This window comes from Pseudomonas sp. MSSRFD41 (assembly GCF_014230245.1).
In the GTDB taxonomy this organism is placed as follows: Bacteria; Pseudomonadota; Gammaproteobacteria; order Pseudomonadales; family Pseudomonadaceae; genus Aquipseudomonas; species Aquipseudomonas piscis.
The window spans coordinates 26058-48845 of record NZ_JACKZK010000032.1 but is presented as its reverse complement, the minus strand read 5'-3'; the positions used below and the strand labels follow the sequence as shown (position 1 = coordinate 48845).

The 22788-nt window shown below is 60.6% G+C and carries 26 protein-coding genes, 4 tRNA genes and 1 pseudogene; 10 read left to right on the top strand and 21 right to left on the bottom strand.

All coding sequences use genetic code 11. The annotated features are described in order from the left end of the window. Nucleotides 1–26: 26 nt before the first annotated feature. Entirely contained in the window at nt 27–326 is a 300-nt protein-coding gene (locus H7A76_RS29230) for a hypothetical protein (RefSeq protein ID WP_185701723.1), read from the top strand. A 291-nt stretch (nt 327–617) separates the two neighbouring features. After that, a complete protein-coding gene (locus H7A76_RS29225; RefSeq protein WP_185701722.1) occupies nt 618–830 on the top strand; it encodes a cold-shock protein in 213 nt (70 codons plus the stop codon). A 68-nt stretch (nt 831–898) separates the two neighbouring features. On the opposite strand, the gene H7A76_RS29220 is transcribed toward H7A76_RS29225, so the two are convergent. After that, nucleotides 899–1213 (bottom strand): I78 family peptidase inhibitor, encoded by a 315-nt coding sequence (locus H7A76_RS29220; RefSeq protein ID WP_185701721.1) that lies wholly within the window; start codon nt 1211–1213, stop codon nt 899–901. A gap of 159 nt (nt 1214–1372) precedes the next feature. Beyond that, nucleotides 1373–1678, bottom strand: coding sequence for a hypothetical protein (locus H7A76_RS29215; protein WP_185701720.1), 306 nt, complete (start codon nt 1676–1678; stop codon nt 1373–1375). Nucleotides 1679–1815: 137 nt separating this feature from the next. On the opposite strand from H7A76_RS29215, the pseudogene H7A76_RS32905 reads away from it, so the two are divergent. After that, a pseudogene (locus H7A76_RS32905) lies at nt 1816–2006 on the top strand (hypothetical protein). Between the two features lie 33 nt (nt 2007–2039). On the opposite strand, the gene H7A76_RS29210 reads toward H7A76_RS32905, so the two are convergent. From H7A76_RS29210 to H7A76_RS29175, 8 genes are all read right to left on the bottom strand, one after another. After that, on the bottom strand, nt 2040–3068 hold the full coding sequence (locus H7A76_RS29210; protein ID WP_185701719.1) for a nucleoside hydrolase: 1029 nt from the start codon (nt 3066–3068) through the stop codon (nt 2040–2042). 42 nt (nt 3069–3110) lie between these two features. Next, on the bottom strand, nt 3111–3515 hold the full coding sequence (rbsD, locus tag H7A76_RS29205; RefSeq protein ID WP_185701718.1) for a D-ribose pyranase: 405 nt from the start codon (nt 3513–3515) through the stop codon (nt 3111–3113). After that, complete coding sequence (rbsK, locus tag H7A76_RS29200) at nt 3512–4429, bottom strand: ribokinase (protein ID WP_185701717.1); 918 nt, start codon at nt 4427–4429, stop codon at nt 3512–3514. Before rbsK ends, rbsD begins: the two co-directional genes overlap by 4 nt. A gap of 24 nt (nt 4430–4453) precedes the next feature. Next, nucleotides 4454–5473 carry a LacI family DNA-binding transcriptional regulator gene (locus H7A76_RS29195; RefSeq protein WP_185701716.1) on the bottom strand — a complete coding sequence of 340 codons (1020 nt, stop codon included), beginning with the start codon at nt 5471–5473 and terminating at the stop codon, nt 4454–4456. 3 nt (nt 5474–5476) lie between these two features. Continuing rightward, the gene (locus H7A76_RS29190) at nt 5477–6454 is read right to left on the bottom strand and encodes an ABC transporter permease (RefSeq protein ID WP_185701715.1); all 978 of its coding nucleotides are present in this window, start codon (nt 6452–6454) and stop codon (nt 5477–5479) included. After that, nucleotides 6451–8004 carry a sugar ABC transporter ATP-binding protein gene (locus tag H7A76_RS29185; protein WP_185701714.1) on the bottom strand — a complete coding sequence of 518 codons (1554 nt, stop codon included), beginning with the start codon at nt 8002–8004 and terminating at the stop codon, nt 6451–6453. Before H7A76_RS29185 ends, H7A76_RS29190 begins: the two co-directional genes overlap by 4 nt. A 55-nt stretch (nt 8005–8059) precedes the next feature. Then, nucleotides 8060–9016 (bottom strand): sugar ABC transporter substrate-binding protein, encoded by a 957-nt coding sequence (locus H7A76_RS29180; protein WP_185701713.1) that lies wholly within the window; start codon nt 9014–9016, stop codon nt 8060–8062. Nucleotides 9017–9285: 269 nt separating this feature from the next. Further along, nucleotides 9286–9744, bottom strand: coding sequence for a hypothetical protein (locus H7A76_RS29175; protein ID WP_185701712.1), 459 nt, complete (start codon nt 9742–9744; stop codon nt 9286–9288). A 340-nt stretch (nt 9745–10084) separates the two neighbouring features. Between H7A76_RS29175 and H7A76_RS29170 the strand changes: the two genes are divergently transcribed. The 3 genes from H7A76_RS29170 (at nt 10085) to H7A76_RS29160 (ending at nt 12338) form a co-directional block, all read left to right on the top strand. Beyond that, the gene (locus H7A76_RS29170; protein WP_185701711.1) at nt 10085–11173 is read left to right on the top strand and encodes an asparaginase; all 1089 of its coding nucleotides are present in this window, start codon (nt 10085–10087) and stop codon (nt 11171–11173) included. A 201-nt stretch (nt 11174–11374) separates the two neighbouring features. Further along, complete coding sequence (locus tag H7A76_RS29165) at nt 11375–11644, top strand: DUF1654 domain-containing protein (RefSeq protein WP_053138153.1); 270 nt, start codon at nt 11375–11377, stop codon at nt 11642–11644. A gap of 4 nt (nt 11645–11648) precedes the next feature. Continuing rightward, on the top strand, nt 11649–12338 hold the full coding sequence (locus tag H7A76_RS29160; RefSeq protein WP_185701710.1) for an endonuclease: 690 nt from the start codon (nt 11649–11651) through the stop codon (nt 12336–12338). Nucleotides 12339–12389: 51 nt separating this feature from the next. On the opposite strand, the gene H7A76_RS29155 is transcribed toward H7A76_RS29160, so the two are convergent. Next, the gene (locus tag H7A76_RS29155; protein WP_409299483.1) at nt 12390–12752 is read right to left on the bottom strand and encodes an SPOR domain-containing protein; all 363 of its coding nucleotides are present in this window, start codon (nt 12750–12752) and stop codon (nt 12390–12392) included. A gap of 267 nt (nt 12753–13019) precedes the next feature. On the opposite strand from H7A76_RS29155, the gene csrA reads away from it, so the two are divergent. Further along, the gene (gene csrA, locus H7A76_RS29150) at nt 13020–13214 is read left to right on the top strand and encodes a carbon storage regulator CsrA (RefSeq protein WP_007920550.1); all 195 of its coding nucleotides are present in this window, start codon (nt 13020–13022) and stop codon (nt 13212–13214) included. Nucleotides 13215–13448: 234 nt separating this feature from the next. Here the strand turns inward: csrA and H7A76_RS29145 are convergent, their stop codons facing one another. The 6 genes from H7A76_RS29145 to H7A76_RS29120 all read right to left on the bottom strand — a co-directional run bounded on the left by H7A76_RS29145 (nt 13449) and on the right by H7A76_RS29120 (nt 17590). After that, the gene (locus H7A76_RS29145) at nt 13449–13862 is read right to left on the bottom strand and encodes a bleomycin resistance protein (RefSeq protein ID WP_260498107.1); all 414 of its coding nucleotides are present in this window, start codon (nt 13860–13862) and stop codon (nt 13449–13451) included. A 95-nt stretch (nt 13863–13957) separates the two neighbouring features. After that, nucleotides 13958–14158 (bottom strand): hypothetical protein, encoded by a 201-nt coding sequence (locus H7A76_RS29140; protein ID WP_185701707.1) that lies wholly within the window; start codon nt 14156–14158, stop codon nt 13958–13960. Between the two features lie 198 nt (nt 14159–14356). Beyond that, nucleotides 14357–15823, bottom strand: a complete 1467-nt coding sequence (locus tag H7A76_RS29135; protein ID WP_185701706.1) for a carbohydrate-binding protein — start codon at nt 15821–15823, stop codon at nt 14357–14359. 44 nt (nt 15824–15867) lie between these two features. Further along, nucleotides 15868–16497, bottom strand: a complete 630-nt coding sequence (locus H7A76_RS29130) for a lytic polysaccharide monooxygenase auxiliary activity family 9 protein (protein ID WP_031321399.1) — start codon at nt 16495–16497, stop codon at nt 15868–15870. A gap of 334 nt (nt 16498–16831) precedes the next feature. Further along, entirely contained in the window at nt 16832–17182 is a 351-nt protein-coding gene (locus H7A76_RS29125) for a hypothetical protein (RefSeq protein ID WP_185701705.1), read from the bottom strand. A gap of 87 nt (nt 17183–17269) precedes the next feature. Then, nucleotides 17270–17590 carry a helix-turn-helix domain-containing protein gene (locus tag H7A76_RS29120; RefSeq protein WP_053138141.1) on the bottom strand — a complete coding sequence of 107 codons (321 nt, stop codon included), beginning with the start codon at nt 17588–17590 and terminating at the stop codon, nt 17270–17272. Nucleotides 17591–17865: 275 nt separating this feature from the next. Between H7A76_RS29120 and H7A76_RS29115 the strand changes: the two genes are divergently transcribed. Both H7A76_RS29115 and prfH read left to right on the top strand, forming a co-directional pair. Next, the gene (locus H7A76_RS29115; RefSeq protein WP_185701704.1) at nt 17866–18999 is read left to right on the top strand and encodes an RNA ligase RtcB family protein; all 1134 of its coding nucleotides are present in this window, start codon (nt 17866–17868) and stop codon (nt 18997–18999) included. Then, nucleotides 18999–19616, top strand: coding sequence for a peptide chain release factor H (gene prfH / locus H7A76_RS29110; protein WP_185701703.1), 618 nt, complete (start codon nt 18999–19001; stop codon nt 19614–19616). Before H7A76_RS29115 ends, prfH begins: the two co-directional genes overlap by 1 nt. 969 nt (nt 19617–20585) lie before the next feature. On the opposite strand, the gene H7A76_RS29105 is transcribed toward prfH, so the two are convergent. Then, nucleotides 20586–20662: transfer RNA gene (locus H7A76_RS29105), tRNA-Val, on the bottom strand. A gap of 187 nt (nt 20663–20849) precedes the next feature. Between H7A76_RS29105 and H7A76_RS29100 the strand changes: the two genes are divergently transcribed. Then, entirely contained in the window at nt 20850–22133 is a 1284-nt protein-coding gene (locus H7A76_RS29100) for an FAD-binding oxidoreductase (protein ID WP_185701702.1), read from the top strand. 164 nt (nt 22134–22297) lie between these two features. Here the strand turns inward: H7A76_RS29100 and H7A76_RS29095 are convergent. The 3 genes from H7A76_RS29095 to H7A76_RS29085 form a co-directional block, all read right to left on the bottom strand. After that, nucleotides 22298–22374: transfer RNA gene (locus tag H7A76_RS29095), tRNA-Asp, on the bottom strand. Between the two features lie 98 nt (nt 22375–22472). Further along, nucleotides 22473–22549 (bottom strand) — tRNA-Asp (locus tag H7A76_RS29090). Nucleotides 22550–22608: 59 nt separating this feature from the next. Beyond that, nucleotides 22609–22684: transfer RNA gene (locus H7A76_RS29085), tRNA-Val, on the bottom strand. Nucleotides 22685–22788: the final 104 nt, after the last annotated feature.

The window sequence follows — 22788 nt, the reverse complement described above, 5'->3', positions numbered from 1 at the left end:
CTACCGACTTCAGGAGAAATCGCCCCATGCGCCTCAACAACCTGCTTGCCCTAGCCGCTCCGTTCGCCCTGCTGCTGCCCCTGAGCGCCCAGGCCGCCTGGCCAGCCGGCACCCGTGCCGACTACATGAAGGACTGCACTGCAGCGGCCAGCCAGAGCATCGATGCCAAAAGCGCCGAGCAGCATTGCGCCTGCGGTGCAGAAAAACTGAATGAAAAATTCACGACCGAGGAAATCAAGGAACTGATGAGCAAGACCAAACAACCCAGTGCCGACCTACGCACCCGGGCACTCGACGCCATCGCCGCATGCCGGGTGACGAAATAACCCGACACTGCCAGGAACGAGCCGCGCCGATGTTAGCCAAGCAGGCTGAGCGCGGCCTTCCGACACTGGAATACAGCTTTTACGGTTTTTTTATCACCGTATGTTTTTCTGCAGGAGCCCCTTAAACCGGGGCCTGTAGCCAGCCCAAGCAGGAAAACTCACCAGCGCATCAGGCAAACAGCCTCCACAGGGGGCTCCCAAGCCGAACATTTCGACTATGATAGCTCGGTGTGCCCAGTTGGCCTGAGCAACACAGCACTACTGAAAATATATGTTTCTTGGAGATACACCATGTCTAATCGCCAAACCGGCACCGTAAAATGGTTCAACGATGAAAAAGGCTTCGGTTTCATCACTCCTCAAGGTGGCGGTGACGACCTGTTCGTACACTTCAAAGCTATTGAATGCGACGGTTTCAAAAGCCTGAAAGAAGGCCAAACCGTTTCCTTCGTGGCTGAGAAAGGCCAAAAGGGTATGCAAGCTGCACAAGTTCGCCCTGAGTAATTTCTCAGCGAACTAAAAACCCCGTCCATGTGACGGGGTTTTTTGTGGGCAAGTAAAACCTGCAGTCTTTAGCCACAATTGACCCGGGTGATCACCAGGTCGGCGTCGGTATTGAGGTTCAGGCGATCAGAGCGATATTCCAACGTGATCATGTCGCTGGGCTTGAGGAAGCGCGCATACTGCGCGCCAGCGCGGGTACGGGCTTGCTCGAGCAGCTCCGCGGAGGCCTTCTTGCCGATGGCGAATTCGGCGGCGGTTGCTTCACAACGAGTATGCCCAGCCTCGGCTGCAGCCACGGGTTCCTTGGTCGACCCATCGGTACTGCAACCACTCAGGACTGCCACGGCCAACAAGGTTGCGAATGAAGCGAACTTCCAAGGCATGAAGCCTCCTTTTAAAAATGTACAGAGATCGTGCGACAGTCAATTTTGCGTTTGGTTGCAAAACGAAATGGCATTTTGCCCCATCGCACGCGGCGGACAAGTCTGCCTCAGCCAACCTGCCGGTTTCAGCGGACAATCGTCACTGGATATGAATGACGCTCAGTAGATATCGATGTAGTCGAATGCCGGCTTCGGCCAGTTCTGCTTGAGCGCATTGAGGACCTGCATCACCCAGGCCTCATCGCTAGCGGCCACCTCCCCTACGTAACCGGAGCCAGCAGCCCAGGTCTCCAGGCGAAACAGCACGCCATCGATCTGGGCTCCGCCCACCACTCCCGAGGAAATATAAGCGATACCGGCCTTGCTCACGCGCAACTGGGTGTGGACCTTGTCGCTGGCCGAAGCCAGCAATTGGCGTACCGCTTGCGGAGTCAGGGCATCAGGCTGGGTCAGGTCGATTTGCACAGGGGCGTCCTTGAGCACGGAAAAGCCGCAGTGTCGCACAGCCCTCGCCTGATGCCTAAGCCGCGGTGCGCCAACCAGGACGACAGGCTTAACTCCGCAAGCTTACCTGCCCTCTTCCCTAGAACCAGCGAGACTGCATGCCCATCGCCGACATCGACGCCGACATCAAGGCCAGATGGCCCCAGGGCCAATTCACCTATAGCCCTGCAAGCCCGGAAGAACTGGCGATCATCGGCGTCGACCTGCTGGTCAGGGATCTGAGGGTGGGGTCGGCCTTGGCGTTCATGGAGCGGTATTCGAGAAATACCCGGCAAGCCGTCGGGACTAGAGCCCCGCAGGCAGGTGCCTGCGGGGGCGATGCTTACTTCAGGCGAGCCAGGCGCTCGGTGAGCAGGTCGAAGAAGCCCTGGGCATTGCCGTTCTCGACCCAGAACACGTTCTTAGGCTGCTTCAGGCCGTCATACCAGTCCACGATGGTCTGGCCGAAGGTAGGACCTTCGCGGCTGTCGACGACCATGTTGGCCTGACGCCCGGTGAACAGCTCTGGCTTGAGCAGGTAGGCGATCACGGTCGCATCGTGCACCGGGCCACCTGGAATACCGTAGTGTTCCATATCGCCCTTGACGTACTCATTGAGGATATCGCCCACCACCTTGCTGGCATTGTTGTTCAATGCCGCGATCTTCTGCAGGCGCGCATCGCTGGTCAAGATCTTGTGGGTGACATCCAGCGGCAGGTAGGTCAGCTTGACGCCACTCTTGAGCACCACTTCGGCGGCCTGGGGATCGGCGTACAGGTTGAACTCCGCCACCGGAGTGATATTGCCGCCGTTGAAGTGCGCCCCCCCCATGACCACCACCTCCTTGATGCCCTGGGTGATGTCGGGAGCCTGGATCAGCGCCAGCGCCAGGTTGGTCTGAGGGCCGAGCATGGCGATGGTGATGCTGTGGGGCTTGGCCGCCCGCAACGTGTCGATCAGGTAATTGATCGCACTGCCCTTGGCCAGGGGAGCCTTGGGCTCATGCACCGTGACCCCGGAAATACCTTCCTTGCCATGGATGTTCTCGGCATAGATGGGCGTGCGCAGCAAAGGCGTAGGGGCACCAGCGTACACCGGAACCTCCTCGCGCCCGGCCCACTCACGCGCCAGGCGCGCATTGCGCGAGGTCTTGTCCAGGCGCACGTTGCCGGCCACGGTGGTCAAGGCGCGGACATGCAGCTCCTCGGGCGACGCCAGGGCGAATAACAGGGCCACCACATCGTCGGCCCCCGGGTCGGTATCGATGATCAGGTCGATCTTTTCCGCCGCCTGGGCGCCGGTAGCAGTGAGCAAAGACAAGAGCAGTAGACTCCGGAACCAGTGGTGGAACAGCTGAGCATAGCGGCGCATAGCGCACTCCTTGTGCAAAGTGGGAAAAAACCGGTTGGCGACCTAGAAAGTCACGCCGGCGATCAGGGCGATGTTGCAATAAGGCTGGCACTCACCGGTGCGGACCACGGCACGGGCCTGGCGACTGAGCGCCTTGAACTCTTCATGGCCCAGGAGCTGACGCTGCCCCAGCTCGCCGGCCGCGGCCAAGGCGTCGAGGGCTGGTAGCGGCGTCGGTCGCTTGAGCAGGATTTCCTCGGCCAGCACATGGCGCTCCACCTGCATCTCGCTGAGCAGCACCTTGAGGGTAGCGAGAAAGTCGGGAACGCCATGGGTCAGCGCCAGGTCGATCAACTCGACTCCGGGCGGCACCGGCAAACCGGCATCACCGATCACCACGATATCGCCATGCCCCAAAGAAGCGATGAGGCGTGACAGGGCGATGTTGAGCAAAGGGGTCTTTTTCATGCGGGAATGAACGCCTCGACGTCGGACTGCGTGGGAATGGAAGGCTGGGCGCCGGCACGAGTCACTGACAGAGCCGCCGCCACCTGGCCGAAACGGATGGCCTCGGCCTCGCTCTTGCCGGCCGCCAACGCGGCAGCGAAGCCACCGACGAAGGTGTCCCCCGCCGCCGTGGTATCGATGGCCTGCACCTTGGGCGCCGGAAACTGCTCGAAGCGGCTGCCATCGGCGAACAATGAGCCCTGGGCACCCAAGGTGATGATGACCTTGCCGGCACCCGCGGCGAGCAAGCGGCTGGCCGCCTGCTCGGCGCTTTCCAGCGAATCGACGACCACGCCACTGAGTGCGCCGGCCTCGCTTTCGTTGGGAATCAGGTAGTCGATCCAGGCATACCAGTGTTCCGGCAACGGCCCGCTGGCTGGCGCCGGGTTGAGAATCACTGTCTTGCCCAGCTCACGACCGCGCTGGAGGCTATAGCCCACCGTGGCCAGCGGCACCTCGAGCTGGCAAATGATCACCTCGGCCTGCTGCAATACCGCGTCCACGGCCGCTACCTTCTCGGGCACAAGCTGGCCGTTGCCACCGGCAACGATGACGATGGCGTTCTGGCTGCTGTCATCCACCACGATCAGGGCCACGCCACTGGAACCCTCGACCACGCTCACGGCCTGACAATCGATGCCCTCGGCGAGCAACGCATCACGCAACTGCACGCCATAGGCATCGTCACCCACGCAGCCCACCATCGCTACTTCCGCGCCCAGCCTGGCTGCCGCCACCGCCTGGTTGGCCCCCTTGCCGCCGGACACCGTGGCGAAGGACTTGCCCGCCAGCGTCTCGCCCCCCCGAGGCAGGCGCTCGGCCCGGGTCACCAGGTCCATGTTGAGGCTACCCACTACCACTACTTTTGCTGGCATACATCGATACTCAATCAATAAGGTTCAGCGGTATTGCACAAACGCGCCAGCGACGGGCGCGGTCGATTCCCGCAAGACGAGACTCGGCGTGACGATGCGCTGGTCCAGCGGCAGGTCCCGCGTGGCGATACGGCGCAGCAACAGCTCAGCCGCGGTCTCGCCTAGCTGCAGGATCGACTGACCCACGGTGGTCAGCGCCGGATAGACATAGCGGCTCAACAGGATGTCGTCGAAACCGATCACCGACAATTCGCCGGGCACGCGGATATTGCGCTCCGCCGCAGCGCGCAACACGCCGATACCCATCATGTCGTTGGTGGCGAAGATCGCGCTCGGCGGACTCTCATCCAGCAGCTGCGCCGCCGCCAGGTACCCCCCGGTGCTACTGAAATCGCTCTCCAGGATGCGCCGTGCCGGCACCTCGACCCCCGCCTCGCGCAACGCCTGGTGAAAGCCCGCCAGGCGCATCTGGGTCACGCTGGTATTGGCCGGGCCGCCCACACAGGCGATGTCGCGATGCCCCAGCTCCAGCAAATGCCGGGTCGCCAGGTAGGCGCCGTACTGGTGATCGATGCGCACCAGGTCGGCATCCACGCCCTCCAGGCCACGGTCGACGATCACCATGGGCGTACGCACCCCGACCAGCCCTTGGGCCAGGCCGCTGTCGCCACCGACGGAGGTCACGATCAGCCCGTCGATGCGTTTCTCCAGCAGTACTCGCAGATAGTTGCGCTGCTTGTCCGGATCATCGTCGGAGTTGCAGAGGATCACGCAATAGCCATTGCGCTCGCAGTAATCCTCGATACCCCGAGCCAACTCGGCGAAGTACGGATTGAGACTGTTGGGCACCAGCAAACCGATGGTGGCGGTGGTCTTGGCCTTGAGCGAACGAGCCACCGCGCTGGGCACGTAGTCCAGGCGCTGGATCGCCGCTTCGACCTTGAGCCGCACTTCTTCGCTGACCGGCCGTGTCTTGTTCAGTACATGAGACACCGTGGTGTAGGAAATTCCCGCCAGCGCTGCCACATCCTTGATTGTTGCCATGAGTCAAACCCGCCGGTTGGAGCGCTGGCTGCGGTAGGTATCGAGCACCACGGCAATCACGATGACCGCACCGGTGATGATGCGCTTGGTCGGTTCGGTTGCGCCGATTTGCGCAAGACCTGCAGCCAGCACGGAGATGATCAAGACGCCGAAGAAGGTGCTGATCACCGAGCCGCGCCCGCCCATCAGGCTGGTGCCGCCGATCACCACCGCAGCGATGACCTGTAGCTCCAGGCCGGAGCCCGCGTTCGGGTCAGCCGCCTCCAGGCGGGAAATCTGGAACAGCGCAGCGATGCCCGCCAACAACCCCATCAGGCTGAATACCAGGATCTTGTAAGGCTTGGGATTGATTCCCGCCAGGCGCACTGCCTCTTCGTTGGTGCCGATGCCGATCAGGTAGCGACCGAACACGGTGCGGGTCAGCACCGCCTGGGCCAGGAAGATGATCAGCAGGGCAATGATAAACGACGGCGAAATGCCAAAGGCAATCGGATTCGACAGCCAGGCGAAGGCGTCGCCGATATAGGCCGTGCGCGAACCGGTCATCTGGTAGGCCACGCCCCGGGCCATTTCCAGCACCCCCAGGGACACAATGAACGACGGGATGCGCCAGGCCACAGTGATCGAGCCGGTGAGGGTGCCGGCCAGCGCGGCACAGGCCATGCCCAGCAGGGCCGCCGGCACCACGCTCCAGCCCCAGCCGAGGATCGCCACGCTGACAGTGGACGCCGCCAGGGCCAGCACCGAACCTACGGACAGGTCGATGCCGCCGATGATCAGGACGAAGGTCATGCCCACCGCCAGCACCATCAGGTCCGGGATCTGGTTGGCCAGGGTGCTGAAGGTGTCGTAGGACAGGAAGTGGCTGCTGAGCAGGGAGAACAGGACGATCATCCCCAACAATGCCCCCGCCAGCCCCAGGTAGGTGCCGAGACCGTAATACTGGCCGCCTCGCTTGCCGCTTGCAGGTGCAATTTTCATGATGCATTCCTAGGCGCCGCTTCATTGAGCAACGCATCTCGTTTTTGATAGCCGGCGAACGCGGCGGCAAGCAATTCGTCCTGGGTCCAACTGTCGCGCTCGAAGGTATCGATCAACCGTCCAGCCGACAGCACGCCGATGCGATCGCAGATCAGCATCAATTCCCGCAGGTCGCTGGAGACCACCACCAAGGCCTTGCCCTGGCGCGTCAGTTCACCCAACAGGCCATAGATGTCGAACTTGGCGCCAACGTCGATACCACGGGTCGGCTCATCGAACAGCAGCACTGAGCAGTCGCGCTCCAACCACCGACCGATCACCACCTTCTGCTGGTTGCCGCCGGAGAGTTCGGACACCAACTGCGCCGGACTGGAACTGCGAATCCGCATCGCGTCGATCTGCCGGCGCGCCAGCTGTTCTTCATCCTCGGCATTGACCAGGCCGCCGCTGGAAATCGCTGGCATGTTGCCCAGGGCGATATTCGCGCTGATGGACTGGGTCAGTAGCAGGCCCTCGCCCTTGCGATCCTCGGTGATCAGGGCAATGCCGTTGGCCACCGCGTCCACCGGGGAGCGGATGCTCACCGTCCGCGCCGGAGCGCCCAGGGCAATGCTGCCGCTGTCGGCGATGTCGGCGCCGAAGATCAGGCGCAGCAACTCGGTGCGCCCTGCCCCGATCAATCCGGAAATACCGAAGATCTCGCCGCTGCGCACCTGGAAGGACACATCGCGGACCCTGTCCGCACGACTGAGGTTGCTGACGGTCAGCGCCGGCGCGCCGATGTTGCGCTCGCCCAGGTCGATATGTTCGCCCAGCTCGCGCCCCACCATCAGGTTCACCAACTGCTCGCTGTTGTAATCGGCCATCGGCTCGACGCAGACCAGGCAACCGTCGCGCAGCACGGCAATGCGCTGGGCCACCCGGGCCAGCTCTTCCAGGCGATGGGAGATATAGATGATCGATACCCCGCGGGCCTGCAGCCGGGTGATTTGCTCGAAGAGCATTTCCACCTCGCGAGCGGTGAGCATCGCGGTCGGCTCGTCGAGGATCAGCACATGGCAGTCGCCGATCAGGTTGCGGGCGATCTCCACCATCTGCTGGTGGCCGATCCCCAGTTCACCCACCAGGGTGTCGGGATCGATGGCGTCCAGGCCGACCTGGGCCATGGCCTCGATCGCCGCCTTGCGCAGCTGCTTGCGGCTGATCCAGCCGCCCTGGCTGGGCAGGTTGTGGAGGAACAGGTTCTCGGCCACCGACAGGGTCGGCAGCAGGTTGAGCTCCTGCATGACCATGCGGATGCCCAGCTCCTCGGCCTGGGTACGACTGCCCGGGCGGTAATCCTGGCCATTGAAACGCATATGGCCGGTGGTGGGGCTGACCAGACCCCCGATGATCTTCGACAAGGTACTCTTGCCGGCGCCGTTCTCGCCAGTCAGCGCCAGCACTTCACCACGCAGCAGCGTCAGGTCGATACCGGTCAGTACCGGTTGCGCATAGGTCTTGCCGATAGCGCTGACCGAGAGGACAGCGTTCGCAGCGGAAACAGGCATAAAGACTCTCCATGCGCCCATCCGCAGGATGGGCGCCGTTGTACCGCCGGGAGGATTACTTGGTGACCAGTTCGACCGGAGTTTCGATCACGCCATTGGCGCCGCTGTCGACCTTCTCGCCCTTGAGAATCTTCAGCGCGGCCTCGATGCCGAACACCGCCTGCTTGGCGGCGAACTGGTCGGCGGTGGCCAGGACCCGGCCATCCTTTAGCATCGGCTTGATGGCATTGATGTTGTCGTAGCCGACCACTTGCACCTTGCCGGCCTTGCCAGCGGCGCGCACCGCGGATACCGCGCCCACGGCCATGCTGTCGTTACCGGCCAGCAGTGCCTTGAGGTTCGGGTATTCGCTGAGCATGGCCGCGGCGACACGGTTGCCCGCGTCGATCTCCCAGTCACCGGACTGCAGGGATACTACCTTGATCTGCGCGGCCTCCATGGCGTCCTTGAAGCCAGCGGTACGCTGTTGGGCGTTGGTGGTGGTGGAGACACCTTCGATGATCGCCACTTCGTCCCCGGCCTTGAGCTGCTTGGCCAGGTATTCGCCCACCAGGCGAGCGCCCTTGCGGTTGTCAGGACCTACGAACGGCACGCTGATGTTCTTGCTCTTGAGCACGCCGGGGTCGAGTTGGTTGTCGATGTTGATCACCGTGATCCCGGCATCCACCGCCTTCTTGATCACCGGCACCATCGCCTTGGAGTCGGCAGGCGCGATCACCAGCGCATTGACCTTGGAGACGATCATCTGCTCGACGATGCGGATCTGGTTGGCGGTATCGGTTTCATCCTTGATGCCGTTGGACACCAGGTCGAAGTCGGACGGGTGTTCTTTCTGGTAGGCCTTGGCACCGTCTTCCATGGTCAGGAAAAACTCGTTGGCCAGGGACTTCATGACCAGGGCGACCTTGGGTTTCTGCGGGGTATCGGCATAGGCCGAAGAGAGGGGCAGCGCTGCACAGGTAGCAGCCAGGACCGCAGCAGCGAGTAGACGTCCAGCAAAGGGCAGCTTCATGGGTTCACTCCGATCTTATGATTATTGTGGGCAACGCTTGCATGGCATGCGGAACCAGGTGCCGGGTATCGCTAAACGGCCTGGAGGTTCGGAAAAGATAGTCGATTATCCTTGCCGGAATTCAGCGCAAACGTTTGCGTAAGGCGAACTATGCGAACCAGAATGGGGTTTGTCAATGATGTTCACAGCGTGGGAAGGCCATCGACGCACAGGGCAGCCGATAGCTAAAAAGAGGTAGCCGCCCAGTGCCCGGCACTGGGCGGGCAAGATCAAGCGGAGGTATTCACCAGCTTGCCGGAGGAGCCTGACTCCTTGGCCAGTTCGCGCACCAGGTTGCCCGAAACTTCAGCCAGTGCGGCGTTGGTTTGCGCGACCTGCCCCTGGATGGCCATGACGGCGGTCTGCTTGGCCTCGGGGGTCGGATAGCTGGCGGCCTGGGCAGCGGCCAGCTGCTGTTGCTGCTGCTTGAGCTGCTCTTGCAGCTCCTGCATGCGCTTGAGCAACATCTTGACCGCGATGCTGTGAGTGTCGCCCTCGCCACCCGCATCGCCATTCTCGGCCTTTTCCGCCTGCTTGGCCGAGCCGACGCGCAAAGTACCCGGGTCTTCAGTGCCCAGCGCTGCCGGAGCACCCTCGGCACTGGCGTCGCTCAACGCATTGATGGTCGCGGGCGACTTGCCATTGATCAGAATAGCCCCCGGCCCTGGAAATCCGACTGACAGCGACATGTGAACTCCTAGTTAAAAAAAATCCTAAAAGACTCATCGACCGCTTCAGAACAATCTTTAATTCATGAGCGAAAAGCCCGCGCACGGCTTTCGACTGTCGCTTTCGGTTTGCCGAACATCACACCCGCAAACGTTCGGAAACCCGGACAGATGCTTGTCAAGGCTCGTCAAAGATAGAAATAAAATTGATATAAATCAGTAACTTAAAATAAATATCTGGCCAAGGTAGCGCTGGTACAAATCCTGCTCAACCTGCGGTGCCCTGCCGCATACAGATCTGCAGCCGAGGTGTTTCTAGATGAACCTGCATCAGCACTGTCTCACTACTAGAGAGAAAACAATGAAATCTGCCTTCAAAACCTTCGTTCCGGGCGCTTTGGCCCTGCTCATGCTCCTACCCGCAGCCCTGCAGGCCAAGGAAGCTGAAACCCAACAGAAACTCTCCAACGTGGTGATCCTCGCCACCGGCGGCACCATTGCCGGCGCTGGCGCCAGCGCCGCCAACAGCGCCACCTACCAGGCAGCCAAGGTCGGCATCGAGCAACTGATCGCCGGTATTCCCGAGTTGAGCCAAGTGGCCAACGTCCGTGGCGAGCAGGTGATGCAGATCGCCTCGGAAAGCATCACCAACGAAAACCTGCTGCAACTGGGCCGCCGCGTAGCCGAGCTGGCCGACAGCAAGGACGTGGACGGCATCGTCATCACCCACGGCACCGACACCCTGGAAGAGACCGCCTACTTCCTCAACCTCGTGGAAAAAACCGATAAGCCAATCGTCGTAGTCGGCTCCATGCGTCCTGGTACCGCCATGTCGGCGGACGGCATGCTCAACCTGTACAACGCCGTATCCGTGGCCGGCAACAAAAGCTCCCGGGGCAAAGGCGTACTGGTGACCATGAACGACGAGATCCAGTCCGGTCGCGACGTCAGCAAGATGATCAACATCAAGACCGAAGCCTTCAAGAGCCCATGGGGCCCGCTGGGCATGGTGGTGGAAGGCAAGTCCTACTGGTTCCGCCTGCCAGCCAAGCGCCACACCATGGATTCGGAATTCGACATCAAGAACATCAAGAGCCTGCCTGACGTAGAAATCGCCTATGGCTACGGCAACGTCAGCGACACCGCCTACAAGGCCCTGGCTCAAAGCGGCGCCAAGGCCATCATCCACGCTGGCACCGGCAACGGCTCGGTATCTTCCCGCGTGGTACCGGCCCTGCAGGAGCTGCGCAAGAATGGCGTGCAGATCATCCGTTCCTCCCACGTCAATGCCGGTGGTTTCGTACTGCGCAACGCCGAACAACCTGATGACAAGTACGACTGGGTCGTGGCTCATGACCTGAACCCGCAGAAAGCCCGCATCCTGGCCATGGTCGCCCTGACCAAGACCCAGGACAGCAAGGAACTGCAACGCATGTTCTGGGAATACTGATTCCCACTGCTCGACCGGCCCCGGTCGAGCAGGCTTGCCGCCACTCGCCCGCCCGGGCGAGTGGTCCTTGATTTCAGATCACTCCGCTTCTTCTCCCACCTTAAAAAATTTCCGGCAGCCATGAGACAAACGCGCAAAGCGTTGTCAGAAGAACTTCTTGAATTTTAAGCAGTTGCGAAATTTCCTACAGTTAAATACTGTATGCACGTACAGCTTAATAAGGATTGTTCCGTGGCCTCATCCCAAACACCCCTCAGCTCCTATGAACGCCTGGGTGTGCGCATCCAAAAGATCATCAACTCTCCTACCGCCCAAAAAGCCAAGGCTGCCTTGATCTTCCGCCTCGCCGATGAACCCCAGGACGAATGGGAACGCCTGCTGGAAGAGATCGCCGAAAACGACAACGTCACCCTCGCCTATCGCGACGATGGTGGCGTGCAGATTTTCTGGGTCGTGCCGAAGGAAGATTGAGCTGATGATCGTTCGTTGCTTCGCTGTACTGCTGTTGTTCCTTTGCTTCAGCGCCCAGGCCGATGCCCCTCGCACTTTCAGTGAAGCCAAGAAGGTTGCCTGGAAACTCTATGCCCCACAGTCCACCGAGTTCTATTGCGGCTGCAAGTACAAGGGCAATCGGGTGAACCTGGCCGCCTGCGGCTATGTACCCCGCAAGAATGCCAAGCGCGCCGAGCGCATCGAATGGGAACACATAGTGCCGGCCTGGCAAATCGGCCACCAACGCCAGTGCTGGCAACAAGGCGGCCGCAAGAACTGCTCGCGCAACGATACGACTTATCAACGTGCCGAGGCCGACCTGCACAACCTGGTACCGAGCATCGGCGAAGTGAATGGCGACCGCAGCAACTTCAGCTTCGGCTGGCTCCCCGAACAACCGGGTCAATATGGCTCCTGCCTGACCCAGGTGGACTTCAAGGCCAAGAAGGTCATGCCCAGGCCATCGATCCGCGGCATGATCGCCCGCACCTACTTCTACATGAGCAAGCAATACGGCTTGCGCCTGTCAAAGCAGGACCGGCAACTTTTCGAAGCCTGGAACAAGACCTATCCGGTGCAGGACTGGGAGCGCCAACGCAACCAGAGCGTGGCGTGCGTGATGGGACGCGGTAACGAATTCGTCGGGACGGTCAACCTCAAGGTTTGCGGTTGACCTGCAATCGCCCGCAGGACGCGGGCGATACTCCAGAAAGGAAATCCTGGCCTACTGCGCGCTCTGGTGCTCGATCACCGTGACATCGATATCGCGCTTTTTCGCCTTGACCAGCTTCTCGACCACTTCGGCCTTCTTCGCCTCGGCTTCGGCCCGGGATGCAAAAGGCCCGACCAGCACTCGCTGCTTGCCGTCCACCGTCACCACGTTGGACATGATCCCGTGCTCGATCAACCAGCCGGTGAGGTCGCTCACCGCCTGGGGCAACTCGCTGCCCACCAGCACATCCCATTGTGCAGAAGTGGCGATCACCGCCGGCTGATCCTGCGCCGCTCCCGCGGCATTCTTGCTCACCTCGACTCGCTTGCCTTCGCCACAACCGGCCAAGCCCACCACTGCCAATGCGGCTAACATCATCGCTATCGTGCGCACAACCTACCCCTAGAAAATCTGACTCGGCGATTTTACCACCCAAGGCTCGAGAGACCTCGTCACAAAATCGAGCCGAAACAGGAAGAATGATATTTATTGCATCTGTATAGTTGCGCCTTGGGAATTTATAGATCCTCTGCGCGTCAGAAAGAGGCACCCACTTAGTGGAACTTCGCACTAATCTATACCTAAGACCGACCTCTGCACTGTTTCAATCTGGTGCCCTACCAAGCTATCAAGGAGAAGACCATGCTGATACTCACCCGCAAAGTCGGTGAAAGCATCAACATCGGTGACGACATTACGATCACCATCCTCGGCGTCAGCGGCCAACAAGTCCGTATCGGCATCAATGCGCCAAAAGACGTCGCGGTCCACCGTGAAGAAATCTACCAACGGATCCAGGCGGGCCTCACCGCACCGGACAAACGCGAAACCCCTTGAGCCCCATGAGCATCAGTTTTCGGCCCGCGCGCTACGATTGGCGCGGCGTATACCTTGTTCGCCTTGAGCTTTTTCCCGCAACCCCGCTGCATGCCCCGACAGGGCGGCAAGCACCACAGATTCCCAGGCACCAGAACCCCCTTCACCACTGACGACTCTCCTCCCCGACTCACACTCCATCCCTGACTCCCGATACGCGACGCCCCGCTCTGCAGGCGTCGCCCCAGACCCGGACTAGGCCGGCCTGAAACCCAGCGCCTGGGTGAAACGCAGCAGGTAGCCATCCGGGTCGAGCACCAGCAGGTTCGACTGCCCACACAGACGATCCTCTTGCCGATACCAGCACTCCTGGATATCCCGGCGCAACATGATGCCAGCGTGTGCCAGGGCCTGCGCCAAGGTACGAATGTCCGGGCACTCGATCGACAGGTTCATCCCGCGTCCGAAAGGTACTTCCAAGGGCTCGACACGCCACGGCGACGACTCCTGGTCGTCCTCTTCCAACATCAGCTGGGCACCGTTGAAATCAAGAAAGGCGAAGCCGGACTCAGGTCGCTGGTACTCGACCCTGAAGCCCAGGGTGGTGCAATAAAATTCCAGGCTGCGGTCCAGGTTCGTGACCAGCAGTTCCGGGACCAGCTTGTTCATCTGAAACCCTGGGGACATCGCGGCATACATCGCTCATTGATCGAGTCGCGAGACTACTCCCAAGCCCAGGCCAATGCAGTAGCGCTTACCATTGATTACAAAGTTCCAGCCTGCAGCTGCGCCAGCCCCACTCCTCGCGCCCTGCCACTGGCCGCGACCAGCAGCAACACCAGGGCGATCAGCCTCCAGGCATTGTCGACCAGCAACACCGACCGGTAGCTGGACTCGCCACGGACCAGGCGCCCAAAGGCTGCGGCACGGGCCTGCACCGCCGGCAAACGCCAGCGGGTGCACAATCGCCAACATCCACTGCATCAGCTTTGCGCTCACCTCCATCCGATTGATCGAAACATCCGGGCAGCTCAGTGAATGGTTCATGGGCGCGGCATCCGCCGCTGCAGGGAAATGCGCAAGGCAAAAAACGACCCAGGCACGGATCGGAAGATCCGCACCTGGGTCGCCTGGCCATCCGCTCCTGCAATGACCCGCCATGCTCAAGCATGGCGCTCCAGCAATACCTTGCGCCACAAGGTGAAAGCCACCGAAGGCGTCCACGCCGGGTTGGAGGTGTGCTCTTGAAGGCACAGGTAACGATTGCCCTCATGGCTCACGCCGTCGTCCTTGCGGTAGTGCTGGCCGACGCGCCACTGCGGGAAGCCCGGGTCCACCTCGCCACCGGCGGTCCTGGCGGTCACGCTGCGGCTGGGCAACGACTCCTGCCCCCGGATGTCGGTGGCAGTGACGAAGTAGCTGTACTCGGTATCGGGTTGCAGGCCCTGGTCCTCGACCCCTGGAGCAGGCGTCTTGGCCACTGACCGACCGTCGCGATACAGGGTATAGAACTCCACCGGACGTTCGCCGCCGACCACGCTCCACTCCAGGCCGATGCTGTTGCGGCTACGGCCCGATACCGCCAGGTTGCCGGGTGCCGGTGGGCGCTCCGGCTCACCGCCATCGCCATGGATCAGCGGCGCGTAACGATTGCAGAACTCCCAGTTGTAGTGCGCTCCCTGCCGGTTGATGCCGGCATCCCAGTTCACCGACCAGGTCATCAGCCCCTTGATGGCATGACCAGCCTTCTGCAGGCGCTTGAAGGCATTGGTCAATGCCGCCGGATCGATGACATACCCGGTAGCCGCGGCATCGACGTTGCTCGGCAGGCCGATCGCCAGCTTGTCCGCCGGGATGCGGGTGAAGCCACGGGTGCCGGTAGCCAGGCTGTCGGTGAGGTAGAACAGGAAGTCCTCCTTCACCTGGTCGTTGCTCTGGGCAAGCCAGGCCCCACGACCACCGTTGGCCTCCGCCACCCAGAGGCCGTCACCGCCCTGGTTGTAGTACTGCGGGGCGATGAAGTCGTAGTAGCCCTCCAGCGCCTGCAAGTACGGCAGGTACTTGCCACTGCTGGTCAGGTACGGGAACTCCGGCGCCATGCTGATGATGAAGTGCTTGCCCTGGCCGGCGTAATGATCCTTCACCAGTTTCAATGCCGCTGGCAGCACGCTCTTGTTATCGGCGAAGTCGATGGCGCTCTGCTCCAGGTCGATGTCCAGGCCATCGAAGCCATAGGTTTCGACCAGGCGGATGATCTCGTTGGCCAAGGGCTGTTCGTTGCCCTTGTGCAGCTCGATATGCGCATCGGCGCCACCCAGGGAGATCAACACCGCCCGCCCCTGGCTGTTGAGTATGCCCACCTGACGCCGGAACTCGGCGTCAGACAGGTTGTAGGGCTTGAAGGTGGGAATGCCGTTGCCTTTCATGAAGGCTACCGCCACCACGTTGTACTCCTTGGGTACATCCAGCAGGCTCAGGTTGGCGAACTGCCCGCGCTGGTAACCATCGGCGGCGCCAGCGGCCCAGTTGTGCCAGAAGCCCATGAGGATCTTCTTGCCGGCGAGGCTGGGCATCAGCGATGCGGCATCGGCGGCCAGGCTCTTGATCAAGGAAAAGTCGATTTTATCCATGTTCTATTCCTTCAGAACTATTAAAGAGTTTCTTCTACTGCAACTTATTTGAAGTCCAGATCGAAGGCCTGATAGAAAGCGTTACCTGTATTGGCAACAATCCAGGCCAGAACTACAACATGGTGCCCCTTCTTGTTCTTGGGCAAAACGACTTCATGTTCGGTCTTGGCTTTCAATTCCGGGCCATGGGCGTGATACGGAACTTGAGTATAGAAATCCTGGTAAAAAGCCTTGGGCTCAAGTTGCGCACGGCTGATCCGTTGTTTCGGATCCCAGCCATCTTTGGTGATGAACCAGCTATAACCACGAGTGACGTGTGGAGCACTGTAAACCCACTGCACCCGGAATACTTGCCCTGGCTCCACGTTCACCAGCGGCCAGCTGAATGGACGATTGAGTTTCTTCGACATTTCTTCGTCGGTGAAGTTGACGCAATCACGCGCATCGGTCTTGCCACCGCTGAGGATATGGCCATCCGCAGGCGGCGCGACACTGGGCTCGTCGCTGCCGTAAGGGGCCGGGAACGGTCCGGCGCCCAAGGCCGGCAAGTTCTTCCCGCCTTCCATTTCGTTGACCTGCCAGGTGCCCAAGAGCCCCAGGTCCACCGCAACCGCACCGCGGCTGGAAGGAGATACGACACGACCATGTTTAAGTTGAGTTTGTGGCTTATTCATTTCTTTCACTCCATTGATTAATTAAAACCCGCTCTTGGCGAGCACCTTTAACTTAGCGCACTTTTTCCGAATTTTTCATGCCCTCGACAAGTAACCACTTCGACCAATTTTCAAAAAACAGCGCAAAGCCCATTAAACCTTGGGCCTCCTTATTTGCGCTGACAATTTGAAGAGTCAATGTATTACACGCTTTTCTGGAGCAAAAATGCCTTTTCCCAGTTTATTCCAGAGAAGAACTTGAAACTAAGAGCGAAAAATCAAAGTTCCAGAAACGACAAAACCCGGCCAGGGCCGGGTTTGCGGGAAACGCGCTGAAGGCTTGCGCCAGGGGAAACTACAGGCAGGTGGCCAAAGCCGCCAGCCGACGCTTGGAGACGAAGTTGTCTTCGGCGGCGTAGAAGCGGACGGTGGTCGCCGCCGCCTCGGCCTTGATATCCACGAAGGACTCGGCGGACCGGCTATACACCGTATAGCCACCGCCCTTGCCCGACTCCAGATAGGCTGCGGCGTCGACACCGAATACCGCTTCATCCTGCCAGGCGAACTGCACGCACTGCGCCACCAATTGGTCGGCCTTGGCCGAGGTCAAGGTCTTGGCGGGGGCTTTGGCCCGCGCATCATCCATGTTGGAGCTCGCGCAGCCGGCCAACAGAGCCGCCACCGTTACTGCCGTCAAAACCCGCATGCTGCCTCCTGGTCCGTGAAAACGCGAGAGTATCGCTCAGACGCTGGAAAAAAGCCGTCCAGGGACGAGAAAAAACCGCGCAAAGGTTCAGCATTCGGCCAGGGACGACGCCAATTGCGCGATGGCCTCCTGGTCGTCATCGCCGAGATGGCGGTAGTTCTGGATGATGCTGCTTTCATCGGCGCTCAGGCTGCCCTCGGGCAAGCGTGAAGGCTCGCCGGTCAACACGTAGAGCAGGTCTACCCCATGACGTCCGATCGCCATCAGGTAATCCGACTTGGGTACCCGCTCACCACTCTCATAGCGCCCCTGGGCATTGGCCTCGACCCCGCCGATAGCCCCGAACTCCTGCTGGGAAAGCCCCAGCGCCTTGCGCTGTTCTTTCAAGCGCTCACCGAAGGTCTGCATAACCATCCTCATTCGACAAGGTGATGGTTGTTACGACCGTGGCCATTGGCGAAGGTGCCCATTTTGTAAAATGGCCCATTGCCAGCCATGGGACAAACAATTAACCTGCGCGCCCCTTCCCACACTTTTGACAAGGAGACTCATCATGGAACAGCTGATCACCCCTTGCAGGACGTGCCTGGTTTAAACGCTGCACCCGCTATTCGTTAGCGCCTTCGCTTAATCCCGCTTCGTCCTGCCATTACCTGAATATTTTTTCCAATCAGGAATTGGACATGGACACTTGCATCCGTCATTTGTCGAACGGCGTCTCTCTGATCGCCTCCGACACCACCTGGATCGAAGACAAAGCGCTCCAGCAACTGCACACCACCGCCCAACTGCCCGGCATGCGCCAGGTCGTCGGCATGCCTGACTTGCATCCCGGCCGAGGCTACCCGGTAGGCGCGGCATTTTTCTCCACCCAGGTGATCTACCCAGCCCTGGTGGGCAACGACATCGGCTGCGGCATGGCGCTGTGGCAAACCGATATTTCCAGCATTCGCCCGAACCTCGACAAGCTGGAAAAGAAGATCGGCAACATCGACCTTCCGCTGGATGAGCAGTGGGATGAAGAACGTGAGCAACTGGACCTGCCGGTGACCGGCCATGAGCATTCCCTGGGCACCATTGGTGGCGGCAACCACTTCGCCGAGTTGCAACAGCTCGACCAGGTGTACGACACCGAGGCCCTGCAAGCCCTGGAGCTGAACCCCAAGGCCCTGCTCCTGCTGGTGCACAGCGGTTCCCGGGGCCTGGGGGAAGCCATTCTGCGCCGTCATGTGGACCAGCATGGGCATCAGCCCCTGGACGTCGACAGCGTCGCCGGTGCCCAGTATCTGCAACAACACAATGAAGCCTTGCGCTTCGCCCAGGCCAATCGCCGCTTGATCGCCGAGCGGCTGCTTCGCAACCTGCGGGCCAAGGGGCATGCCGTGCTGGACATCAACCACAACCTGGTATCGCCGGCCAACGTCGACGGAGTCAGCGGCTGGCTGCATCGCAAAGGAGCCACGCCTTCGGACGCAGGACCGGTGGTCATCCCGGGCTCCCGGGGCGACTACAGCTACCTGGTGCGACCCATCCCGGCAACCGCCAGCCTCTATTCCCTGGCCCACGGGGCCGGGCGCAAATGGCTGCGCAGCGACTGCAAGGGCCGCCTGGATGCGCGCTTCAGTTTCGAGCAGCTCAAGCGCACCCAACTGGGCAGCCGGGTGATCTGCGAAGACCGCGGCTTGATGTACGAGGAGGCCCCCGAAGCCTACAAGAGCATCGACAGCGTAGTGGGCAGCCTGCGTGATGCCGGGCTGGTGAAGATCATCGCCCGGCTCAAGCCGGTACTGACCTACAAGCGCCGGGGGTGCTGCTGATGTTGTTGCTGCAACTCTCCTCCGCCCAGGGCCCGCTGGAATGTGAAATAGCCGTGAGCAAGGCCTTGCGCCAGCTGCATCGCGAGGCCCAGTTCCTGGGCGTGCGTATCGATATCGTGGAGCAGGTTGCCGGATATGGCGGTAACCACTGCAAGTCGGTCCTGACCCGCCTCGACGGCGAGCAGGCCGAGGAGCTGGCCCGGCGCTGGACCGGCACCCTGCTCTGGAGCTGCAAGAGCCCTTCGCGACCCGGCCACAAGCGCAAGAACTGGTATTTCGCCGGCCAGCTGTTCAGTCCGCCCCAGGGCGCCCAGGACAGCGAGATCCGCTTCGAAGCCATGCGTGCCTCGGGCCCCGGTGGCCAGCATGTGAACACCACGGATTCCGCCGTGCGTGCCACGCACCTGGCTACCGGTATCAGCGTGAAAGTGCAGTCCGAGCGCAGCCAGCATGACAACAAGCGCCTGGCGCGCTTGTTGATCCAGCAGCGCCTGGAAGCCCGGCAACAGCAAGAACAGGAGCAACTGCGCCAGGATCGCCGCTACGCCCACCACCAAGTGGAACGCGGCAATCCGGTACGCATCTTCAACGGTCCGTCCTTCATCGCCCAGGACTGACACCTTGCCCCGGGGCGCACAGCACCACGCGCCCCGGAAGCGAGGCCAGTTCCTCATCGTGCAACCGCAGGTTGCCCGCAGTACGGCCGCAGCCCCTCACCTCTGCGCGACAGCACCGGTAGGCAATCTCTCGACGCTTTCAACATCAAGTTGGCTCGCCCCGGATACGGCTGCAACTCATCCCCAATGAATCGGCAGAGGCGCTCCAGCCTACTGCCGGAGCCACTCATCTAGCGTCCCCGGACGTCCCGCCGGGGGCCATACGGCGACCGCCAAGGCGCCTAGAGAACCTGCTGCACGCGGACCTGAACGACATCAACTGGATCAGCCAGCTGGATTGCGCCCTTAGATTGCGCAAACACTCGATCAACAAGATCGGCAGACAATGATCGAGCAGGGCTTGAGCGACGGCCAAGGCTGCCCCGCTCCCCCCGCTATCTGATGATGATAATTAACGCCGGTGCCTCGCCCACCGCCGCCCTGAAGTGCCATGCGCTCGCTGCCTAGCCAACGGCAAAGCCTCCAAGAATGCGTCACCGGAAAAACCGCGGCGCTATGGTTTCATCAGAAAAAACAGGGGGTTATCAAATTTTTTGCTGTATTCGAAAAATAGGCACAGGCAGAAATGATCGCCCGAGTGACTGAGAACTCTCTTTTGTTTGCGCAGTTTGTTCGCCACCTTTGATATTTCCGCAACATAACCTGTGTGCCAGCCATTGCCGAATCGACCGGCTAGCTACACACGCCATTGCGCCAGGCACACAAACTGCCAGGCAACGAAGAACAAGAACCCGAGGCACCGTCAGGGCAACGCCCAGTGCAAGCTCAGCGGAGCTGGAACGCCACATGCAGCGGGTATCAGGAAGAACGGAAGGGTTGTGCAAAGGCCGTGAAAAAGCCCCATAACGAAAAAAGGGTTCACCTTTCGGTGAACCCTTTTTCAGACCGCCCAGCAGAGCGGATTTTGTTTGGTAGGCGCGATTGGACTCGAACCAACGACCCCCACCATGTCAAGGTGGTGCTCTAACCAACTGAGCTACGTGCCTGCTGTGAGGCGGCATTCTACGGAATTCCGCAGGGGTGTCAACACCTTTTTTTCAGCTAAGCCTATGAATATGCGAATTTTTTAATTTCCGGGGGGCGAATAAGTTTTTCTTCTGCTCTGGCAGCCCATTTACAACTCAGGTAGCATCGCCGCATTCGTAAAATATATTAAACACAAGAGGTCGCAGGATGGCGCACATTCCATACCCACAGTCCTATTACGCCGCTTCCGCCAACGCCGCCCCGGAACGCTCCCAACTGCAGGGCGAGATGGAAACCGACGTCTGTGTGATCGGTGCGGGTTACACCGGCCTGTCCAGCGCCCTCTTCCTCCTGGAGAACGGCTTTCGCGTCACCGTGCTGGAGGCGGCCAGGGTCGGTTTCGGTGCATCCGGGCGCAACGGCGGGCAGATCGTCAACAGCTACAGCCGCGACATCGATGTAATAGAGCGCAGCGTCGCCCCCAAGCAGGCACAACTGCTGGGACAAATGGCATTCGAGGGCGGCAAGATCATTCGCGAACGCATCGCCAAGTACAAGATTCAGTGCGACTTGAAGGACGGTGGCGTGTTCGCAGCCCTGACGGGCAAGCAGATGGCCCACCTGGAGTCGCAGAAACGCCTGTGGGAGCGTTACGGCCACACTCAGCTGGAACTGCTGGATGAGCGGCGGATCCGCGAAGTCGTGGCCAGCGACCAGTACCAGGGCGGCCTGCTCGACATGAGCGGCGGCCACATCCACCCGCTGAACCTGGCATTGGGCGAAGCGGCCGCCGTCGAATCCCTGGGCGGTGTCATCCATGAACAATCCCCGGCAGTGCGGGTCGAGCGCGGAGTCAATCCCGTGGTGCACACCCCCCTGGGCAAGGTCCGCGCCAAGTTCGTCATCGTCGCCGGCAATGCCTACCTGGGCAACCTGATTCCGGAGCTCGCAGCCAAGTCCATGCCTTGCGGCACTCAGGTGATCACCACCGAACCCTTGAGCGACGAACTGGCAGCCAGCCTGCTGCCTCAGGACTATTGCGTCGAGGATTGCAACTACCTGCTGGATTATTACCGGCTCTCCGGCGACAAGCGCCTGATCTTCGGCGGTGGCGTGGTGTATGGCGCCCGGGACCCAGCGAATATCGAAGCGATCATCCGCCCCAAGATGCTCAAGGCCTTCCCACAGCTCAAGGACGTGAAGATCGACTATGCCTGGACCGGCAATTTCCTGCTGACCCTGTCGCGCCTGCCTCAAGTTGGCCGCCTGGGAGACAACATCTACTACTCCCAGGGCTGCAGCGGCCATGGCGTGACCTACACCCACTTGGCCGGCAAAGTCCTGGCAGAGGCCTTGAGAGGCCAGGCGGAGCGCTTCGACGCCTTCGCCAATCTACCCCACTACCCCTTCCCCGGCGGACACGCGCTCCGCGTGCCATTCAGCGCCCTGGGAGCCTGGTATTACAGCTTGCGGGACAAACTCGGCTTCTGACGAGGCTTTGCATCACCCACAAAAAAACCGCCAGCCAGGCGGTTTTTTTGTGGGCGAATCATAACGACAGAAGCTACAAATGCAAAAACAAAAACCCCGGTCTTGCGACCGGGGTCTTTGCTGTTTCGCTGCATCAAGGCGTTCAGTGGTCCTTGAAGCATATATGGCGCAGCGGACGGGACTCGAACCCGCGACCCCCGGCGTGACAGGCCGGTATTCTAACCGACTGAACTACCGCTGCGTATCGCTTGGATTTATATCCAGGTGAAACTCTTGAATCATCTGACTGAGGCCCTAGGGCCTTCAATCTCAAACCAGGCGAACCTGATCTGGAAAATATGGCGCAGCGGACGGGACTCGAACCCGCGACCCCCGGCGTGACAGGCCGGTATTCTAACCGACTGAACTACCGCTGCGCGTCGGTTGGAGGCTTCCTTGGAAGCTTCCGCCTTTCTTTCGAAAGGCACTCAGGAAGTGGTGGGTGATGACGGGATCGAACCGCCGACCCTCTGCTTGTAAGGCAGATGCTCTCCCGGCTGAGCTAATCACCCTTTGCTTCGCTGAGGCCGCGAAATTTACGCACGTATCGAAGCTAAGTCAATAGCAGGATTGAAGTTTTTTTCAAAAGAGCTGTAAACGACACGCTTCAAGCCCC

Bases quoted from the DNA above. Each gene is read 5' to 3' on its own strand.
- H7A76_RS29230 (WP_185701723.1), top strand. From the start codon at position 27: ATGCGCCTCAACAACCTGCTTGCCCTAGCCGCTCCGTTCGCCCTGCTG.
- H7A76_RS29225 (WP_185701722.1), top strand. From the start codon at position 618: ATGTCTAATCGCCAAACCGGCACCGTAAAATGGTTCAACGATGAAAAA.
- H7A76_RS29220 (WP_185701721.1), bottom strand. From the start codon at position 1,213: ATGCCTTGGAAGTTCGCTTCATTCGCAACCTTGTTGGCCGTGGCAGTC.
- H7A76_RS29210 (WP_185701719.1), bottom strand. From the start codon at position 3,068: ATGCGCCGCTATGCTCAGCTGTTCCACCACTGGTTCCGGAGTCTACTG.
- rbsD (WP_185701718.1), bottom strand. From the start codon at position 3,515: ATGAAAAAGACCCCTTTGCTCAACATCGCCCTGTCACGCCTCATCGCT.
- rbsK (WP_185701717.1), bottom strand. From the start codon at position 4,429: ATGCCAGCAAAAGTAGTGGTAGTGGGTAGCCTCAACATGGACCTGGTG.
- H7A76_RS29195 (WP_185701716.1), bottom strand. From the start codon at position 5,473: ATGGCAACAATCAAGGATGTGGCAGCGCTGGCGGGAATTTCCTACACC.
- H7A76_RS29190 (WP_185701715.1), bottom strand. From the start codon at position 6,454: ATGAAAATTGCACCTGCAAGCGGCAAGCGAGGCGGCCAGTATTACGGT.
- H7A76_RS29185 (WP_185701714.1), bottom strand. From the start codon at position 8,004: ATGCCTGTTTCCGCTGCGAACGCTGTCCTCTCGGTCAGCGCTATCGGC.
- H7A76_RS29180 (WP_185701713.1), bottom strand. From the start codon at position 9,016: ATGAAGCTGCCCTTTGCTGGACGTCTACTCGCTGCTGCGGTCCTGGCT.
- H7A76_RS29175 (WP_185701712.1), bottom strand. From the start codon at position 9,744: ATGTCGCTGTCAGTCGGATTTCCAGGGCCGGGGGCTATTCTGATCAAT.
- H7A76_RS29170 (WP_185701711.1), top strand. From the start codon at position 10,085: ATGAAATCTGCCTTCAAAACCTTCGTTCCGGGCGCTTTGGCCCTGCTC.
- H7A76_RS29165 (WP_053138153.1), top strand. From the start codon at position 11,375: ATGCACGTACAGCTTAATAAGGATTGTTCCGTGGCCTCATCCCAAACA.
- H7A76_RS29160 (WP_185701710.1), top strand. From the start codon at position 11,649: ATGATCGTTCGTTGCTTCGCTGTACTGCTGTTGTTCCTTTGCTTCAGC.
- H7A76_RS29155 (WP_409299483.1), bottom strand. From the start codon at position 12,752: ATGTTAGCCGCATTGGCAGTGGTGGGCTTGGCCGGTTGTGGCGAAGGC.
- csrA (WP_007920550.1), top strand. From the start codon at position 13,020: ATGCTGATACTCACCCGCAAAGTCGGTGAAAGCATCAACATCGGTGAC.
- H7A76_RS29145 (WP_260498107.1), bottom strand. From the start codon at position 13,862: ATGAACAAGCTGGTCCCGGAACTGCTGGTCACGAACCTGGACCGCAGC.
- H7A76_RS29135 (WP_185701706.1), bottom strand. From the start codon at position 15,823: ATGGATAAAATCGACTTTTCCTTGATCAAGAGCCTGGCCGCCGATGCC.
- H7A76_RS29130 (WP_031321399.1), bottom strand. From the start codon at position 16,497: ATGAATAAGCCACAAACTCAACTTAAACATGGTCGTGTCGTATCTCCT.
- H7A76_RS29125 (WP_185701705.1), bottom strand. From the start codon at position 17,182: ATGCGGGTTTTGACGGCAGTAACGGTGGCGGCTCTGTTGGCCGGCTGC.
- H7A76_RS29120 (WP_053138141.1), bottom strand. From the start codon at position 17,590: ATGCAGACCTTCGGTGAGCGCTTGAAAGAACAGCGCAAGGCGCTGGGG.
- H7A76_RS29115 (WP_185701704.1), top strand. From the start codon at position 17,866: ATGGACACTTGCATCCGTCATTTGTCGAACGGCGTCTCTCTGATCGCC.
- prfH (WP_185701703.1), top strand. From the start codon at position 18,999: ATGTTGTTGCTGCAACTCTCCTCCGCCCAGGGCCCGCTGGAATGTGAA.
- H7A76_RS29100 (WP_185701702.1), top strand. From the start codon at position 20,850: ATGGCGCACATTCCATACCCACAGTCCTATTACGCCGCTTCCGCCAAC.